Genomic DNA, 15,849 nt, shown 5'->3' with positions numbered 1-15,849 from the left:
ACGCTCCCTCGTCGTTTCTAATCGTTTACCGGGATTATCCGCAACTCGGTTAACCCAATCCCCAGCTTCCTTGGCGGAGCGGATTTAGGAAAACCGATATAATTTCCCTCGTTACTCAACTCCGGATAAGGGGGGACAATCGTTAGCGTATCGAGTCTGTCAGGATTCGTCATATGTAATATCACCGTTTCCGCCTCTGCGTGCAGGGTGAGATAGTGGGTACAGGAACCGATGGAAACGGGAATCGGTGCACCAATATTTTTGCCAAAGGCTTTTGCCTTGATCTCAACGTCAAATTTCGCGGGCAGTGGTTGGTTATAGGTGATAGCCACCGCGGGTGACAGGTTCGCATCTGACCACCGTCCCCAGTATTCTGGATGCCCCACTCCTGTTATTGATTTCACAAATGCAGGCAGTCCTTCCGCCGCAAACAGTATGCGATCGGACTGATAGCGGACATCCTTTGCGGAAAGTAATAACCGCGCCTGTATACGCTGAAAGCGTTCATGATTCGTTTTGCCCGGAAATTCACTCATCCCGCCTGAATAATCTTCAGCCGTTATTTTCTCGATGTGAGTCTCGCTACCGGCTTTCCCAGAGGCAACACACCACCCAGTCGTGACGGCAGAATCCGGTTGCCATACGGGGCCAATGCTCAGGCATTGATCTATCCAGATAAATTTATGGCCTTCAGGCAGAAATCCCAGGGTATTCCTTAAAGACATTCCCACGTCATTCCCGTCATCGACAACCGGCCAGACTCGTCCCGGAGATACTTCCAGTAAGGCGGGAATAGGGTATTCAAAACTATCAAAACGCAGCAACTTTCTTCTGGTATCAACGGTAAAATTTTTAATGGACTCGGGAATTCCCCAACGGGAGCGGATAGCAGGCCCCCAGGCTAACAACTTATTTTTAAAGTCGTCAAAAACCGCTGCCAGGGAAGGCTGACTTAATGAACTTCTCCCTAAGCCTATTGCATTATCGCCCCCCATCAGCTCAAGCACCGTTGCCCCATTATCTAACGTGCTTCGCTTATCGGCGATAACTTTCGGCGTCACGCCATTTCTGAAAACCACAAATAAATTGCGACGAGGCATTTTATTTAAATAATCCACAGCAGCCGTCATATTTTGCATTACCAGATGATCGGATGAGAGAACAATAATTGTATTACTGGCCCAGGGCGAAGCCTGTATCCGTCTAATGAATTTAGCGATTTCCCTTTGGCTACAAAGCACAGAGGTTAACGCATCGACTTCGCTACCATTTTTTTTATAGCTGACAGGACAGCTCGTGGGGATATAACCTTCAGGGGGATGGGTGTCCAGCGTCAACGTGAATAACGCAAAAGGCGTTTTTTGCCGGGACAAATGTTCAAACTTGCGCCAGACCTTTTCCAGCAGCATATCATCATATAGCCCCCAGGCATTCTGGGCGGAAAAATCCTTCTCCAGGCCAGACTCCGCCAGTCCCCAGGCATGGTCAATGCCGTGCGTTTTAAAAAACACATCCTTATCGGCGAAACGTAAATCAGCGCCCTGCATAAACCAGGTTTCATAACCTGAATTTTTCAAAATATCCCCAAGGCAGACTGAAGAGGAAAAGAAGCCCAGACTTGCTTTCTTGCCACTTAAATCGGTCGGTGCAAACAGCGGAAGACCACACTGCGATGCTACGATCCCTGCTATGGTAAAATCCGTCGCCGGATACTGTTCTGTTCCGCTAAAATCCAGGCCATCTTGTTTCAGCGCCGTTAAATCAGGCAGCAACTGAGGAAATGTGTCTTTATCAAAGTAGGTTCTTTCCAGGCTTTCTGCATAAATATATACCAGATTATATTTTGGATTATTTATCCTGGTATCTGGCGTAATATAGTAGCGCGAAAAATCGGAGCCATCTACTTCTGCTGGCGGCTTGCTATAATTAGTGAATTGTAATAATGCCGGAGAGATGCCAACAGCAAAAAATGTCAGTAATACGGCGGTTATCGAAGCGTAATGTTTTCTCTCTTTTTGAACATTTTTACCTTGCATGAATCGCCAGCTCAGAAAGAGTAGCAGTCCAATCAGCAAGACAGCAACGACAAAAGGCGCGACGTAATCTTTAAAATCCGCGCCATAAAGCGAGCGGGTCAAAGTATAAATAACAGCGTCATTAACCCCTTCGCCCGTAAAGTAATAACAGCCTAACCAAAACAGGCTTAAAAATAAAGAAATGCACTGAGCAAGTAAAATAAGAGAGGCGTAATAGATTGCCCTATAGCCTTTACTTTTATAAATCAGGGCGGCCAAAACCATTGAGGCCAGTGATATAATAATTGCTACAAATGAGTATTGCATTACCTCGTCTCATACATGCACGCTAAATGAGGAGGAATTATAATTGGTCGTTTAATGCGGGAACATCATTAATATTTTTTTCAGAATATATAAATAAAAGGGCTGGTAAACCAGCCCTCAAAATCAACGCTTATAGATGAACTCAACGCCTTCTTCGTCGTCTTCGTCCCAGTCGTCATCCCAGTCATCTTCCGCTTCGTCTTCGACTTCAGCGAGCTGCTGGCGGTGATAATCATCCCACATGAACTCAACTTTCTCTGGCTGTTTCGCTTCTTCAGCCTGAACAATCGGGTTCTCGATGATAAAGGTCATCACATCCCAGCACAGATCCTTCACGCCCAACTGACTGGCGGCGGAGATCAGGTAATATTTACCTTCCCAGCCCAGCGCTTCAGCGATCGCTTTCGCTTTCTCTTCCGCTTCAGCCTTGTCCAGCAAATCAATTTTGTTGAACACTAACCAGCGCGGTTTAGACGCCAGATCCTGACTGTATTTTTCCAGTTCGCCAATAATGATACGGGCGTTTTCTACCGGATCGGAGCCATCAATTGGATCGATATCGATGAGGTGCAGCAGCACGCGGCAACGTTCCAGGTGTTTCAGGAAGCGAATCCCCAGACCCGCGCCTTCAGCCGCACCTTCAATCAGCCCCGGAATGTCGGCCACTACGAAGCTCTTTTCGTTGTCCATACGCACCACGCCCAGGCTTGGTACCAGGGTGGTGAACGGATAATCGGCAACTTTCGGCTTCGCCGCAGATACCGCACGGATAAACGTCGATTTACCGGCATTTGGCATACCCAACATACCCACGTCCGCCAGCAGCATCAGCTCCAGCAACAGATCGCGCTTATCGCCCGGTGTCCCCATCGTTTTCTGACGCGGAGTACGGTTGACCGAGGATTTGAAACGGGTGTTACCCAGGCCGTGCCAGCCGCCTTTAGCGACCATCAGACGCTGACCATGCTTGGTCATGTCGCCCATGGTTTCGCCGGTGCCCTGATCGATAACGCGCGTACCGACAGGCACTTTAATCGTAACGTCTTTACCGCGTTTACCTGTGCAATCGCGGCTCGCGCCATTCTGACCACGTTCCGCGCGGAAAGATTTTTCAAAACGGTAATCGATCAGCGTGTTCAGGTTTTCGTCGGCTTCCATCCATACGTCGCCGCCATCACCGCCATCACCGCCGTCCGGGCCGCCTTTTGGAATATATTTTTCACGGCGGAAGCTCACGCAACCATTACCGCCATCACCTGCAACGACCAGAATCGATGCTTCATCAACAAACTTCATTTTACTCTCCGTAAATCATTCGCCTGAGCGGGGTTGCGAAACCACCGTTTCATGCTTACGTAAACCGCCCCAAATTCGATGACCAATGGCGGAATACATCGCGCCCGCAACCACGATAAACGCACCGAGATAACCTAAAAGGTTTAGCATCGGTCTGGCGAAGAAATCGGGCCAGGCCAGTGATAATAAATCTGAAAATAACAACGTAAACAGCGGCGTAAGCGTAATAATGGCGCTTACCTGCGCCGCCTGCCAGCGCGCCATCGCTTCCGCGAGAGCGCCGTATCCTACCAGCGTATTCAGGCCGCAGAATACCAGGCAGGCCAGCTGCCAGTCGCTGAGCTGCGTGATGACACCGGGTTTAGCCAGCGGCAACAACGCGATCGTACATAAAGTGTACAGTAAAAACAGGATCTGCGGTGACGCCAGACGGCGCAATAACACCTTTTGCGCGACCCCATAGCTCACCCAGACCATCGCCGCACCGACACCAAAGATAACGCCCCAGGTGTAATCGGTGAGTCGGGTAAAAATTTCGATCAGACTGGTATTAAAAAACAGAACCAGGCCGCTCAGAAGCATAATGGCGCCAATCACCTGCGTGCCGCGCATCTTTTCTTTCAGGATAAAGACGCTGGCGATCATCATGCCAACGGGTGACAGCTGACCGATAACCTGCGAGGTCGTTGGGCTCAAGTATTGCAAAGATGAACTAAACAGTATGAAGTTACCGAACAGCCCACCGGTGGCTATTGCCAACAGCACCAACCAACGCGCTTTGCGAAAAATGCGCAATGGGGGGAGCTTTTTTTTAACCGCAAGGATAGCGCCAAGGCCAATACTTGCCATTAAAAAACGGTAGAACACCACGGTAGGAGGCTCCATCACCTCCAGCACTTGCTTCATTGCTATTGGCAAAGCGCCCCAACATATTGCAGTCGTGAGTGCTAACAGAATACCAATGCCTGCCTGCTGCTTCATGCCGTATTCCCTGCAAGGGCTCGTTTCCGGTTTATCACGGCGCGACGAGCATATTTACCGGCCGTCGAATGTAAAAAGCCCCGCAACGTGTTGCGGGGCTTTTATCCGTTACCGGGACGCGAAAAACTTATTCAGCAACGATGCTGATGAATTTACGGTTTTTCGGGCCTTTCACTTCAAATTTCACTTTACCGTCTGCTTTAGCAAACAGAGTGTGGTCTTTGCCGCAACCAACGTTGGAGCCAGCGTGGAATTTAGTACCACGTTGACGAACGATGATGCTACCAGCCAGAACTGTTTCACCGCCGAAGCGTTTTACGCCCAGACGTTTAGCTTCTGAATCGCGACCGTTACGAGTCGAGCCGCCAGCCTTTTTATGTGCCATTTAATCTGCTCCCCTTAACTTAAGCGCTGATGCCAGTGATTTTCACATCAGTGAACCACTGACGATGGCCCTGCTGCTTACGGTAGTGTTTACGACGACGAAACTTAACGATTTTAACTTTCTCGCCACGACCATGAGCAACAACTTCAGCTTTGATAACGCCGCCATCAACGAAAGGAACGCCGATTTTGACTTCTTCACCGTTTGCGATCATCAGAACTTCAGCGAATTCAACAGATTCGCCAGTTGCGATGTCCAGCTTTTCCAGGCGAACGGTCTGACCTTCGCTTACTCGGTGTTGTTTACCACCACTTTGGAAAACCGCGTACATAAAAAACTCCGCTTCCGCGCACACCTTTTTGATGATTCAGAGTGCGCTATAAATATTCACAATAGGGCGCGAATATTACGCAAAACGCGAGCCTTTGACAAGTGCTACCGTCAATACATGAAGAAAAAAAACACAACACGTACGGTAACGTTTATCTACGGCGTTTTTTCAGTACAATCAGCATATATTTATAAACCTGAACCCGACGTTACCTTGCCATACGGTGAGGTAATCGGGGCGAGAAGCCCGGCTTTTGCGATGAATTTAGAAAAAATCAATGAGTTAACCGCGCAAGATATGGCGGGGGTCAATGCGACAATCCTTGAACAGCTCAATTCCGACGTCCAGTTGATCAATCAGTTAGGGTACTACATCGTGAGCGGCGGCGGAAAACGCATTCGCCCAATGATCGCCGTACTTGCAGCACGTGCCGTTGGTTACCAGGAAAATGCGCACGTTACGATTGCAGCCCTCATCGAGTTTATCCACACTGCGACCCTCCTGCATGACGATGTTGTGGATGAGTCCGACATGCGCCGCGGGAAAGCCACAGCAAATGCGGCGTTTGGTAATGCGGCCAGCGTGCTGGTCGGCGATTTTATCTATACCCGCGCATTTCAGATGATGACCAGCCTCGGCTCGCTGAAAGTACTGGAAGTCATGTCGAAAGCGGTTAACGTCATCGCAGAAGGTGAAGTTCTGCAGTTGATGAACGTCAACGACCCGGACATCACCGAAGAAAACTATATGCGCGTCATCTACAGCAAGACGGCGCGTTTGTTTGAAGCCGCAGCCCAATGCTCAGGTATTCTGGCTGGCTGCAGCGAAGAACAAGAGAAAGGGTTGCAGGATTATGGCCGTTATCTTGGGACTGCGTTCCAGTTAATTGACGATTTACTGGATTACAGCGCAGATGGCGAGCAGTTGGGTAAAAACGTCGGTGATGACCTGAACGAAGGTAAGCCGACGCTACCGCTGCTGCATGCCATGCGCCACGGCACCCCGGAGCAGGCGCAGATGATCCGCCAGGCCATTGAACAAGGTAACGGTCGTCACCTTCTGGAGCCGGTTCTGGAAGCGATGAACGCCTGTGGCTCTCTGGAGTGGACCCGACAACGTGCGGAAGAAGAGGCCGATAAAGCCATCGCCGCGTTGCAGGTGCTGCCTGATACGCCATGGCGAGAAGCGCTGATTGGTCTGGCGCATATCGCCGTACAGCGCGACCGCTAATTACCTTCCCCCCAGCCACTCATCATCCCGTGCCTCGCACGGGATGCTCTTATAAACTCCAATAAATACTTTCAGCTTTCCGGATTATTACGCCAGATATTGGCATAATCTGAATATACTCACACTTTACACGAACATTTTAGAACATTTGTTCTCGGAGCGTTATAGTGTCGCCACAACCGAACGTGAAACCGTAAGTCATTAACCAAAGGAGGGATGAATTTATGGAAAGCAAGCTGATTGACTGGCATACGGCCGACATCATCGCCGGACTGCGCAAAAAAGGCACCTCAATGGCCGCTGAGTCACGTAAAAATGGCTTGAGTTCATCAACGCTGGCGAACGCGTTAACGCGGCCATGGCCGAAAGGAGAGTTGATTATTGCCCGGGCGCTGGGAACCGACCCTTGGGTGATCTGGCCGTCGCGCTACCACGATGCCAAAACGCATGAATTCATCGACAGAACACGAATGATGAGGGGACCGAGAGGGAAAAAGAATCCTGAATGAACATTAAGCAGTAACCCCCGGCCCAAAGACCAGGGGGTTACCAGAGGCGTTGACGATTACTCGCCTTTCACGCGCTCAATGTTTGCGCCCAGCGCACGCAGTTTATCTTCGATGCGCTCATAGCCGCGATCGATGTGATAAATACGGTCGACCACCGTCGTACCTTCAGCAATACAACCCGCCAACACCAGGCTTGCTGACGCACGCAGATCGGTCGCCATCACTTGCGCGCCGGAGAGCGTTTCCACACCGTGGCAAATCACAGTGTTGCTTTCGATTTCCGCGTGAGCGCCCATACGGCTCAGCTCAGGCACGTGCATGAAGCGGTTCTCAAACACGGTTTCCGTGATGAAGCCTGTCCCTTCTGCCACCAGGTTCAGCAGCGTGAACTGGGCCTGCATATCAGTCGGGAACGCCGGGTGCGGCGCAGTACGTACATTGACCGCCTTCGGACGCTTGCCGTGCATGTCGAGGCTTATCCAGTCCTCGCCGACTTCGATATCCGCCCCCGCATCACGCAGCTTCGCCAGGACGGCATCCAGCGTGTCAGGTTGCGCATTGCGGCAGATAATTTTGCCGCGAGAAATCGCTGCTGCAACCAGGAAAGTGCCGGTTTCAATACGGTCTGGCAGAACGCGATAAACACCACCGCCGAGACGTTCAACACCTTCGATGGTAATGCGATCGGTACCCTGACCGCTGATCTTCGCACCCAGCGCAATCAGGAAATTAGCGGTATCGACGATCTCCGGCTCGCGCGCGGCGTTTTCAATGATGGTGGTGCCTTCAGCAAGTGTTGCCGCACACATAATAGTGACCGTCGCGCCGACGCTCACTTTATCCATGACGATATGCGCGCCTTTCAGACGGCCATCAACGGACGCCTTCACATAGCCTTCTTCCAGCTTGATCGTCGCGCCTAACTGCTCCAGACCGGTAATGTGCAGGTCAACCGGACGCGCGCCGATGGTGCAACCGCCCGGCAGTGAAACCTGCCCCTGGCCAAAGCGAGCAACCAACGGTCCGAGCGCCCAGATAGACGCACGCATGGTTTTCACCAGATCATACGGTGCACAGAAGACGTTAACGTCACGCGCATCAATGTGCACGGAACCATTACGCTCAACTTTCGCACCCAACTGGCTCAGTAGCTTCATGGAAGTGTCAACGTCCTTCAGTTTCGGGACGTTTTGGATCTCTACAGGTTCTTCCGCCAGCAGCGCCGCAAACAGGATCGGCAGTGCGGCGTTTTTAGCGCCTGAAATTGTGACTTCGCCCTGGAGCTTCGTTGGCCCCTGAACACGAAATTTATCCATTATTCTGTTCTCTGTTAAGAATTTATCTTCGCTACCGGCACATCACCCGTAGCTCAAAAACCATTAAGTTTGCGATCGCGCGCCCATTCCGCTGGGGTAAACGCTTTAATCGACAAAGCATGAATGCGGTTGTCCGCAATGTACTCCATCAACGGGCCATAGACTGATTGCTGCTTCTTGACCCGGCTCATGCCTTCAAACATCTCACCCACGGCAATAACCTGAAAGTGACTGCCGTCGCCAGAAACGTGGACTTCCTGGAGGGAGAGCGCATTCATCAGCACGCTCTGAATTTCATTATTTTCCATGGGCTCTTCATTCGTCAGATAGTGAAAACAGCCCAACATCTTAGAGCAAAGTGGCGCTGTCATAAATAAGCAAAAAGCCTCGCTGATAAATCAGACAAGGCTTTGATGGCAGATCCCTTATGATGGGGATGCTGGATGAAGGCACAAGGCCTTATCCAGCCTGAAAAAATTAACGCGGAAGGACATCGTCAGGCAGATTGTAAAGCTGCGCCAGCGTGTAAACTTTATCGTTAACACCAGCGAGCGAAACGCTGTTCCCCTGCTGCTTGCCCTGATCAATCAAGTGCAGCAGTAACGCCAGACCACCGGTATCCACCCGGGAAACCTGGTTCAGGTCGATGCAGGTTACCCCTTGCATCGCCTCAACTCGCGCATCCCATAATGGATTTAACACGTCTTGATCCAGCTCTCCCGCCAGCACCAGCTTGTCACCTTCACGCTTCCAGGTGAGTGACTGGGTCATTATTTTTTCTCTTCCAGGGTAATTTTCTGCTGAGAAATAGATTTCAGTTGTGCTGTCAGGCCATCGATACCTTTGGTACGCAGCAGGTCGCTCCACTCATTCTGTTTGGTGGTGATCATGCTGACGCCTTCGGCGATCATGTCATACGCCTGCCAGTTACCGGTTTGCGAGTTTTTACGCCACTGGAAATCCAGACGAACCGGAGGACGGCCATTCGGATCGATAATGGTCACGCGGATAGGCACGATGGTCGCATCACCCAGCGGCTGCTCAGGGGCAATCTGATAGGTCTGACCGTGGTACATTGCCAGCGCCTGACCGTAAGCCTGCTTCAGATATTCACGAAAGGCGGCGAAATAGGCGTCACGTTGTGCCGGGGTCGCTTCTTTGTAGTAGCGGCCCAGGACCAGCGCACCAGCATATTTAACCTGTACGTATGGCAACAATTCCTGATCGACAACATCGCGCAGGTAATCCGGGTTGGCGCGGATTTTAGGTTGCTCGTTCTTCAGGCGATCAAAGGTCTTCTGCGCCGCCTCATTCATCAACTTGTACGGGTTAGTCTGATCCGCCGCGGTTGCCGCGCTAAGGGGGGCAATGATCAGCATAGCCACCATCATCAATCGTTTAAACATACGTCGATTCTCCTGAGATTATTTCGTTGCGCCCGCAGGCGTAGTGGCTTCATTATTGCCTTCAGTTGCGGCTGGCGCATCGCCAGAATTCTTATTGTCATCACCTTTACTGTTGCTGTTGTAAAGGAACTGACCAATCATGTCTTCCAGCACCATCGCGGATTTCGTGTCCTGAATCGTACCGCCATCTTTGAGGATAGACGTTCCCAGCTCAGGATCTTCAAAACCGACGTTCAATGCCAGATACTGCTCTCCCAGCAGGCCGGAAGTACGGATGCTCAGGGAGCTGGTGTCAGGAATATGGTTAAAACGCGATTCGATTTCCAGGGTCACGCGCGGCAAGTACGTTTTCGGATCCAGCGAGATATCCGATACGCGTCCAACCACCACCCCGCCAATCCGCACCGGAGAGCGTTCTTTCAGGCCGCCAATATTATCAAAGGTCGCATAAATCGTGTAAGTCGGCTCAGTACGCATTGAGGTAACATTCGCTGCCTTCAGGCAGACAAACAGCGCAGCCAGCAGCGCAATCAGCAGAAATAACCCGACCCAAATTTCATTTTTTTTCGTTTGCATGAACTCAATTCCCAAACATCAGTGCGGTGAGCACAAAATCCAGCCCCAGAACGGCGAGAGAGGCGTGCACAACGGTGCGTGTCGTTGCCCGGCTAATGCCGGCTGAGGTCGGAATCGCATCATAACCATTGAACAATGCAATCCAGGTGACCGTTATGGCGAACACCACGCTCTTAATCAGACAGTTGACCAGGTCCAGACGCCAGTCGACGGCATTTTGCATCGCCGACCAGAAAAAGCCTGCATCAATACCTTTCCAGCTTACGCCAACCAGCGAACCGCCCCAGATCCCCACCGCGACAAAAATAATCGTCAACAGCGGCAATGAAATGACACCGGCCCAAAAACGCGGAGAGATCACCCGACGCAGCGGATCGACGGCCATCATTTCCAGACTGGAGAGTTGCTCGGTCGCCCGCATCAGGCCAATCTCTGCGGTTAAGGCCGATCCGGCGCGCCCGGCAAACAGTAGCGCCGCAACAACCGGCCCCAGCTCACGTAACAATGACAGCGCCACCAGCATGCCAAGGCTGGTTTCCGCACTGTAGGTCGTCAGAACCAGGTATCCCTGCAACCCCAGCACCATACCGATGAACACACCAGAAACAATAATGATCAGCATCGATAAGACACCGACATTATAGAGCTGGCGTATCAGCAGTGGCGCATGTTTGCGAAACTCTGGCTTGCCGACAACCGCATTGAACAACATTAATCCGGCTCGCCCGAACGTCCTGAGGGTTTTAATCCCTCGATGTCCGAGTGATGCCAGCGCATTTAACAACATGGGTGGCTTAACTCCCTGTTTTGAGTAAATCGATGTGGTAGTCGCCCGCCGGATAACGGAACGGAACCGGCCCATCAGCAATACCGTCAAGGAACTGACGTACGCGCGGGTCGGCGTTTTCTTGCAGAGCCTGAGCACTACCGTAGGCCACTATTTTTTTGTCCGCCATAATATAGGCGTAATCTGCAATACTCAGCACCTCAGGCACATCATGGGACACCACCACGCAGGTGACGCCCAGCGCACTGTTCAGTTCCGAAATCAGTTTTACCAGCACCCCCATGGTAATGGGATCCTGGCCGACGAACGGTTCGTCAAACATAATGAGGTCAGGCTCCAGCGCGATGGCGCGTGCTAACGCAGCACGCCGTGCCATCCCACCGGATAATTCAGAAGGCATTAACTTTGCCGCGCCCCGCAGACCAACGGCTTCAAGCTTCATCATCACCGTGCTTTTCAGCAACGCTGCAGGCAACGTCGTATGCTCGCGTAGCGGATACGCGACGTTGTCAAACACGTTCATGTCGGTAAACAGCGCGCCGGACTGAAACAACATACTCATGCGTTTACGCACGGTAAATAAACGCGAACGGGACATGGCCGGAACGTTCTCGCCGTCGAACAGGATCTCGCCCTTATCTGGAGGTATCTGTCCGCCAATCAGACGCAATAGCGTCGTTTTGCCGATGCCTGATGGCCCCATGATCGCCGTCACCTTACCACGCGGCACCGTCAGGGAAATATTATCAAAGATGCAGCGATCGCCTCGGGAAAAGCTGACATCGCGCATATCGACTAGATTCGCCACAGACTGACCCATTGATTCATCCTTTACTATTGCCTCGTTGATCGAAGAGTTTGGCGCTCAATTTAGCCCTGAACCCAACATATTTACAGATTATTGCCTGTCCTGGTTAGCGAAAGCTGGCATTTGTTTTACTTTTTAGCCGCATAAAGTCAAAATTAAGACTTCGTTACGGCTTCCAGAAGATCCTTCAAGTGGACCGGCGAGTATACCTGAAGAAAGGACTTTAGATGCTTTTAGCGACGGCGCTGTTAATAATTGGTTTACTTCTGGTGGTCTACGGTGCCGACCGTCTGGTATTTGCCGCATCCATTTTATGTCGAAATTTCGGTATCCCCCCCATTATTATTGGGATGACCGTTGTCAGCGTAGGGACGTCGTTACCCGAGATCATTGTCTCTGTGGCGGCATCAATAAATGGGCAACTCGATCTGGCCGTGGGTACCGCTATCGGATCTAACATTACCAACATTCTGCTTATTTTAGGTCTGTCGGCGCTGATTCATCCTTTTACCGTGCATTCTGATGTTCTGCGTCGTGAATTACCGCTAATGTTGCTGGTGAGTATTTTAGCCGCATCCGTGTTGTATGACGGCCAGTTGAGTCGTAGTGACGGTTTCTTTCTCCTGCTTCTGGCCGTGCTATGGCTGCTATTCATTGTTAAAATCGCCCGTCTGGCTGAGCGACAAGGCAATGACACGCTGACCCGAGAGCAGATAGCGGAACTTCCACGCGAAGGCGGATTGCCGGTCGCATTTTTGTGGTTGGGCATTGCGTTGATTATTATGCCAATGGCAACACGGATGGTGGTGGATAACGCCACCGTACTGGCGAACTATTTCGCCATGAGCGAACTCACCATCGGGCTGACGGTAGTCGCTATTGGCACCAGTTTGCCAGAGCTGGCAACGGCCATTGCGGGTCTGCGTAAAGGCGAAAACGATATTGCCGTTGGCAACATCATCGGCGCAAACATTTTTAATATTGTTATCGTCCTCGGGCTACCGGCGCTGATTACGCCGGGTGAAGTCAATCCGATGGCCTTCACCCGTGACTATAGCGTCATGCTGCTGGTGAGCGTGATTTTTGCACTACTCTGCTGGCGACGTCCGCGCCAGATTGGTCGCGGCGCGGGTGCGCTGCTGACCGGCGGTTTTATCATATGGCTGGCGATGCTGTATTGGTTATCGCCACTTCTCGTTGGATAACTGGAAACGCATTATGTCGCACTTAGAGTTGCAACCGGGTTTTGACTTTCAGCAAGCAGGCAAGGAAGTCCTGGCAATTGAACGTGAAGGCCTGGCGGAGCTTGATCAGTACATTAATCAAAACTTTACCCTCGCCTGTGAAAAAATATTCAGTTGCCCGGGCAAAGTCGTGGTGATGGGGATGGGGAAATCCGGACATATTGGGCGGAAGATGGCGGCCACTTTTGCCAGCACCGGCACCCCCTCATTTTTCGTGCATCCGGGCGAAGCCGCGCATGGCGATTTAGGCATGGTCTCGCCGCAGGATGTGGTGATCGCCATTTCTAACTCCGGCGAATCCAATGAGATAGCGGCGTTAATCCCGGTATTAAAACGTCTTCATGTCCCGCTTATCTGCATGACCGGCCGTCCGGAAAGCAGCATGGCGCGTGCGGCAGATGTGCATCTGTGTGTTAAAGTGCCCAAGGAAGCTTGCCCGTTAGGCCTGGCGCCGACCAGCAGCACCACCGCAACGCTGGTGATGGGCGATGCCCTTGCCGTGGCGTTATTAAAAGCACGCGGCTTCACCGCGGAAGATTTTGCGTTATCGCATCCGGGTGGCGCACTGGGCCGTAAGCTTTTGCTGCGTGTTAACGATATTATGCATACGGGTGATGAGATTCCGCATGTTAATAAAAGCGCCAGCCTGCGTGACGCCTTACTTGAGATCACACGTAAAAATCTCGGCATGACCGTCATTTGCGATGATGCCATGAAGATTGACGGTATTTTCACGGATGGCGATTTACGTCGCGTCTTTGATATGGGCGTAGATGTACGCCAGTTAGGCATTGCCGATGTGATGACCCCTGGAGGCATTCGCGTGCGTCCGGGCATTCTTGCCGTTGATGCCCTGAACTTAATGCAGTCCCGCCATATCACTTCGGTAATGGTTGCTGATGGCGACCAGTTACTCGGTGTGTTACATATGCATGATCTGCTGCGTGCAGGTGTAGTGTAAGAAACTCAAGGATAAAGAAAATGAGTAAAGCAGGTGCGTCGCTTGCGACCTGTTATGGACCCGTCAACGCTGACGTTATCACCCGGGCTGAGAACATCCGTTTGCTGATCCTGGATGTGGATGGCGTATTGTCTGATGGTCTGATTTATATGGGCAACAACGGTGAAGAGTTGAAGGCTTTTAACGTCCGCGATGGCTACGGAATTCGCTGTGCGCTCACTTCCGGTATTGAGGTTGCTATTATTACCGGACGAAAGGCTAAACTTGTAGAAGATCGCTGTGCCACATTGGGGATCACGCATCTGTATCAGGGGCATTCAGACAAACTGATCGCCTTTGACGATCTGCTTGGAAAACTGGCGATCGCGCCGGAAAATGTGGCCTATGTTGGCGATGACCTGATCGACTGGCCAGTGATGGCAAAAGTGGGATTAAGCGTAGCGGTGGCGGATGCCCATCCATTGCTGATTCCACGCGCCGACTACGTCACCCGTATCGATGGGGGACGCGGCGCTGTACGTGAAGTCTGCGATTTATTACTCCTGGCGCAGGGCAAACTGGACGAGGCCAAAGGGCAATCGATATGAGCAAAACCAGACGTTGGGTTATCATTCTACTGTCGCTGGCTGTCCTTGTGATGATTGGTATTAACCTGGCAGACAAAGACGAGGCCACTCAGGTCGCCGTCAATAACAACGAGCCAACCTATAAAAGCGAACATACCGATACCGTCGTGTATAGTCCGGAAGGCGCGCTGAGCTATCACTTGATCGCCCAACACGTTGAATATTATTCGGAGCAAGCGGTTTCGTGGTTTACTCAACCGGTATTAACCACGTTTGATAAAGATAAAGTACCGACCTGGTCAATCAAAGCCGATAAAGCCAAATTGACCAACGATCGAATGCTGTATCTGTACGGCCATGTTGAAGTTAACGCCCTGGTGCCTGACTCTCAACTACGCAGAATTACGACCGATAACGCACAGATTAACCTGGTGACTCAAGACGTCACTTCTGATGATCTTGTCACGTTATATGGCACAACATTTAACTCCAGCGGACTGAAGATGCGCGGCAACTTACGCAACAAGAACGCCGAGCTGATTGAAAAGGTTAGAACCTCATATGAAATCCAAAATAAACAAACTCAGCCTTAATCTTGTGCTTGCCAGTTCACTTCTGGCCGCCAGCATTCCGGCATTTGCCGTCACCGGCGATACCGAGCAGCCGATTCACATCGAGTCAGACCAGCAGTCCCTGGATATGCAGGGCAACGTGGTGACGTTTACTGGTAACGTGATTGTGACTCAGGGCACCATCAAAATTAATGCCGATAAAGTCGTTGTGACCCGCCCGGGCGGTGAAGACGGTAAAGAAGTGATTGATGGTTACGGTGAGCCCGCCACCTTTTACCAGATGCAGGACAACGGTAAGCCAGTGAAAGGCCGCGCCTCACATATGCACTATGAACTGGCGAAAGACTTCGTCGTGCTCACCGGTAAGGCTTACCTGGAACAGCTCGATAGCAACATCACGGGTGATAAGATCACCTATCTGGTGAAAGAGCAGAAAATGCAGGCCTTCAGCGATAAAGGCAAACGCGTCACCACCGTTCTGGTTCCGTCGCAGTTGCAGGACAAAAACAAGGCTCCGGCAGAGAAAAAAGGTAACTGAT

The 15,849-nt window shown here is 51.4% G+C and carries 19 protein-coding genes; 7 read left to right on the top strand and 12 right to left on the bottom strand.

Annotated features, from left to right (window positions below):
- Positions 1-17 precede the first annotated feature (17 nt).
- The 5 genes from opgB to rplU all read right to left on the bottom strand — a co-directional run bounded on the left by opgB (position 18) and on the right by rplU (position 5,335).
- Positions 18-2,342, bottom strand: coding sequence for a phosphatidylglycerol--membrane-oligosaccharide glycerophosphotransferase (gene opgB / locus ICA20_RS02885; protein WP_038634237.1), 2,325 nt, complete (start codon positions 2,340-2,342; stop codon positions 18-20).
- 123 nt (positions 2,343-2,465) lie between these two features.
- Entirely contained in the window at positions 2,466-3,638 is a 1,173-nt protein-coding gene (gene cgtA / locus ICA20_RS02880; RefSeq protein WP_038634240.1) for an Obg family GTPase CgtA, read from the bottom strand.
- A gap of 15 nt (positions 3,639-3,653) precedes the next feature.
- Positions 3,654-4,619 carry a DMT family transporter gene (locus ICA20_RS02875; RefSeq protein WP_038634243.1) on the bottom strand — a complete coding sequence of 322 codons (966 nt, stop codon included), beginning with the start codon at positions 4,617-4,619 and terminating at the stop codon, positions 3,654-3,656.
- Between the two features lie 127 nt (positions 4,620-4,746).
- Positions 4,747-5,004: a 50S ribosomal protein L27 gene (gene rpmA / locus ICA20_RS02870; protein ID WP_003025030.1), complete on the bottom strand. Its 258-nt coding sequence runs from the start codon at positions 5,002-5,004 to the stop codon at positions 4,747-4,749.
- A 19-nt stretch (positions 5,005-5,023) separates the two neighbouring features.
- On the bottom strand, positions 5,024-5,335 hold the full coding sequence (gene rplU, locus ICA20_RS02865) for a 50S ribosomal protein L21 (RefSeq protein ID WP_003025032.1): 312 nt from the start codon (positions 5,333-5,335) through the stop codon (positions 5,024-5,026).
- 258 nt (positions 5,336-5,593) lie between these two features.
- Between rplU and ispB the strand changes: the two genes are divergently transcribed.
- A complete protein-coding gene (gene ispB, locus ICA20_RS02860; RefSeq protein WP_003025033.1) occupies positions 5,594-6,565 on the top strand; it encodes an octaprenyl diphosphate synthase in 972 nt (323 codons plus the stop codon).
- A 224-nt stretch (positions 6,566-6,789) separates the two neighbouring features.
- Positions 6,790-7,074, top strand: a complete 285-nt coding sequence (gene sfsB, locus ICA20_RS02855; RefSeq protein WP_038634246.1) for a DNA-binding transcriptional regulator SfsB — start codon at positions 6,790-6,792, stop codon at positions 7,072-7,074.
- Between the two features lie 56 nt (positions 7,075-7,130).
- On the opposite strand, the gene murA is transcribed toward sfsB, so the two are convergent.
- The 7 genes from murA to mlaF all read right to left on the bottom strand — a co-directional run bounded on the left by murA (position 7,131) and on the right by mlaF (position 11,979).
- Complete coding sequence (gene murA / locus ICA20_RS02850) at positions 7,131-8,390, bottom strand: UDP-N-acetylglucosamine 1-carboxyvinyltransferase (protein ID WP_038634248.1); 1,260 nt, start codon at positions 8,388-8,390, stop codon at positions 7,131-7,133.
- Between the two features lie 53 nt (positions 8,391-8,443).
- On the bottom strand, positions 8,444-8,698 hold the full coding sequence (gene ibaG / locus ICA20_RS02845) for a BolA family iron metabolism protein IbaG (RefSeq protein ID WP_032940719.1): 255 nt from the start codon (positions 8,696-8,698) through the stop codon (positions 8,444-8,446).
- A gap of 169 nt (positions 8,699-8,867) precedes the next feature.
- Positions 8,868-9,161, bottom strand: coding sequence for a lipid asymmetry maintenance protein MlaB (mlaB, locus tag ICA20_RS02840; protein ID WP_038634251.1), 294 nt, complete (start codon positions 9,159-9,161; stop codon positions 8,868-8,870).
- Positions 9,161-9,796, bottom strand: a complete 636-nt coding sequence (gene mlaC / locus ICA20_RS02835; protein WP_038634253.1) for a phospholipid-binding protein MlaC — start codon at positions 9,794-9,796, stop codon at positions 9,161-9,163. The genes mlaB and mlaC overlap by 1 nt, the downstream gene beginning before the upstream one ends.
- 18 nt (positions 9,797-9,814) lie before the next feature.
- Entirely contained in the window at positions 9,815-10,372 is a 558-nt protein-coding gene (mlaD, locus tag ICA20_RS02830; protein WP_038642894.1) for an outer membrane lipid asymmetry maintenance protein MlaD, read from the bottom strand.
- Positions 10,373-10,376: 4 nt separating this feature from the next.
- On the bottom strand, positions 10,377-11,159 hold the full coding sequence (mlaE, locus tag ICA20_RS02825; protein WP_003025053.1) for a lipid asymmetry maintenance ABC transporter permease subunit MlaE: 783 nt from the start codon (positions 11,157-11,159) through the stop codon (positions 10,377-10,379).
- A 7-nt stretch (positions 11,160-11,166) separates the two neighbouring features.
- Complete coding sequence (gene mlaF / locus ICA20_RS02820; RefSeq protein WP_038634255.1) at positions 11,167-11,979, bottom strand: phospholipid ABC transporter ATP-binding protein MlaF; 813 nt, start codon at positions 11,977-11,979, stop codon at positions 11,167-11,169.
- Positions 11,980-12,194: 215 nt separating this feature from the next.
- Between mlaF and ICA20_RS02815 the strand changes: the two genes are divergently transcribed.
- The 5 genes from ICA20_RS02815 to lptA are packed head-to-tail and all read left to right on the top strand — an operon-like array spanning position 12,195 to position 15,848.
- Positions 12,195-13,172, top strand: a complete 978-nt coding sequence (locus ICA20_RS02815) for a calcium/sodium antiporter (RefSeq protein WP_038634258.1) — start codon at positions 12,195-12,197, stop codon at positions 13,170-13,172.
- A gap of 13 nt (positions 13,173-13,185) precedes the next feature.
- Positions 13,186-14,172, top strand: coding sequence for an arabinose-5-phosphate isomerase KdsD (gene kdsD, locus ICA20_RS02810; protein ID WP_038634261.1), 987 nt, complete (start codon positions 13,186-13,188; stop codon positions 14,170-14,172).
- Between the two features lie 20 nt (positions 14,173-14,192).
- Positions 14,193-14,759, top strand: a complete 567-nt coding sequence (gene kdsC / locus ICA20_RS02805; RefSeq protein ID WP_038634264.1) for a 3-deoxy-manno-octulosonate-8-phosphatase KdsC — start codon at positions 14,193-14,195, stop codon at positions 14,757-14,759.
- On the top strand, positions 14,756-15,331 hold the full coding sequence (gene lptC, locus ICA20_RS02800; protein ID WP_038634267.1) for an LPS export ABC transporter periplasmic protein LptC: 576 nt from the start codon (positions 14,756-14,758) through the stop codon (positions 15,329-15,331). Before kdsC ends, lptC begins: the two co-directional genes overlap by 4 nt.
- Complete coding sequence (lptA, locus tag ICA20_RS02795) at positions 15,300-15,848, top strand: lipopolysaccharide ABC transporter substrate-binding protein LptA (protein WP_038634270.1); 549 nt, start codon at positions 15,300-15,302, stop codon at positions 15,846-15,848. Before lptC ends, lptA begins: the two co-directional genes overlap by 32 nt.
- Position 15,849: the final 1 nt, after the last annotated feature.

Source organism: Citrobacter sp. C5_2 (genome assembly GCF_014596845.2).
In the GTDB taxonomy this organism is placed as follows: Bacteria; Pseudomonadota; Gammaproteobacteria; order Enterobacterales; family Enterobacteriaceae; genus Citrobacter; species Citrobacter werkmanii.
This window is presented reverse-complemented; position numbering and strand designations above follow the sequence as displayed.

Bases quoted from the DNA above. Each gene is read 5' to 3' on its own strand.
- rpmA (WP_003025030.1), bottom strand. From the start codon at position 5,004: ATGGCACATAAAAAGGCTGGCGGCTCGACTCGTAACGGTCGCGATTCA.
- mlaB (WP_038634251.1), bottom strand. From the start codon at position 9,161: ATGACCCAGTCACTCACCTGGAAGCGTGAAGGTGACAAGCTGGTGCTG.
- mlaF (WP_038634255.1), bottom strand. From the start codon at position 11,979: ATGGGTCAGTCTGTGGCGAATCTAGTCGATATGCGCGATGTCAGCTTT.
- sfsB (WP_038634246.1), top strand. From the start codon at position 6,790: ATGGAAAGCAAGCTGATTGACTGGCATACGGCCGACATCATCGCCGGA.
- murA (WP_038634248.1), bottom strand. From the start codon at position 8,390: ATGGATAAATTTCGTGTTCAGGGGCCAACGAAGCTCCAGGGCGAAGTC.
- ibaG (WP_032940719.1), bottom strand. From the start codon at position 8,698: ATGGAAAATAATGAAATTCAGAGCGTGCTGATGAATGCGCTCTCCCTC.
- kdsD (WP_038634261.1), top strand. From the start codon at position 13,186: ATGTCGCACTTAGAGTTGCAACCGGGTTTTGACTTTCAGCAAGCAGGC.
- ICA20_RS02815 (WP_038634258.1), top strand. From the start codon at position 12,195: ATGCTTTTAGCGACGGCGCTGTTAATAATTGGTTTACTTCTGGTGGTC.
- lptC (WP_038634267.1), top strand. From the start codon at position 14,756: ATGAGCAAAACCAGACGTTGGGTTATCATTCTACTGTCGCTGGCTGTC.
- ispB (WP_003025033.1), top strand. From the start codon at position 5,594: ATGAATTTAGAAAAAATCAATGAGTTAACCGCGCAAGATATGGCGGGG.
- mlaE (WP_003025053.1), bottom strand. From the start codon at position 11,159: ATGTTGTTAAATGCGCTGGCATCACTCGGACATCGAGGGATTAAAACC.
- kdsC (WP_038634264.1), top strand. From the start codon at position 14,193: ATGAGTAAAGCAGGTGCGTCGCTTGCGACCTGTTATGGACCCGTCAAC.
- rplU (WP_003025032.1), bottom strand. From the start codon at position 5,335: ATGTACGCGGTTTTCCAAAGTGGTGGTAAACAACACCGAGTAAGCGAA.
- ICA20_RS02875 (WP_038634243.1), bottom strand. From the start codon at position 4,619: ATGAAGCAGCAGGCAGGCATTGGTATTCTGTTAGCACTCACGACTGCA.
- lptA (WP_038634270.1), top strand. From the start codon at position 15,300: ATGAAATCCAAAATAAACAAACTCAGCCTTAATCTTGTGCTTGCCAGT.
- cgtA (WP_038634240.1), bottom strand. From the start codon at position 3,638: ATGAAGTTTGTTGATGAAGCATCGATTCTGGTCGTTGCAGGTGATGGC.
- mlaD (WP_038642894.1), bottom strand. From the start codon at position 10,372: ATGCAAACGAAAAAAAATGAAATTTGGGTCGGGTTATTTCTGCTGATT.
- mlaC (WP_038634253.1), bottom strand. From the start codon at position 9,796: ATGTTTAAACGATTGATGATGGTGGCTATGCTGATCATTGCCCCCCTT.
- opgB (WP_038634237.1), bottom strand. From the start codon at position 2,342: ATGCAATACTCATTTGTAGCAATTATTATATCACTGGCCTCAATGGTT.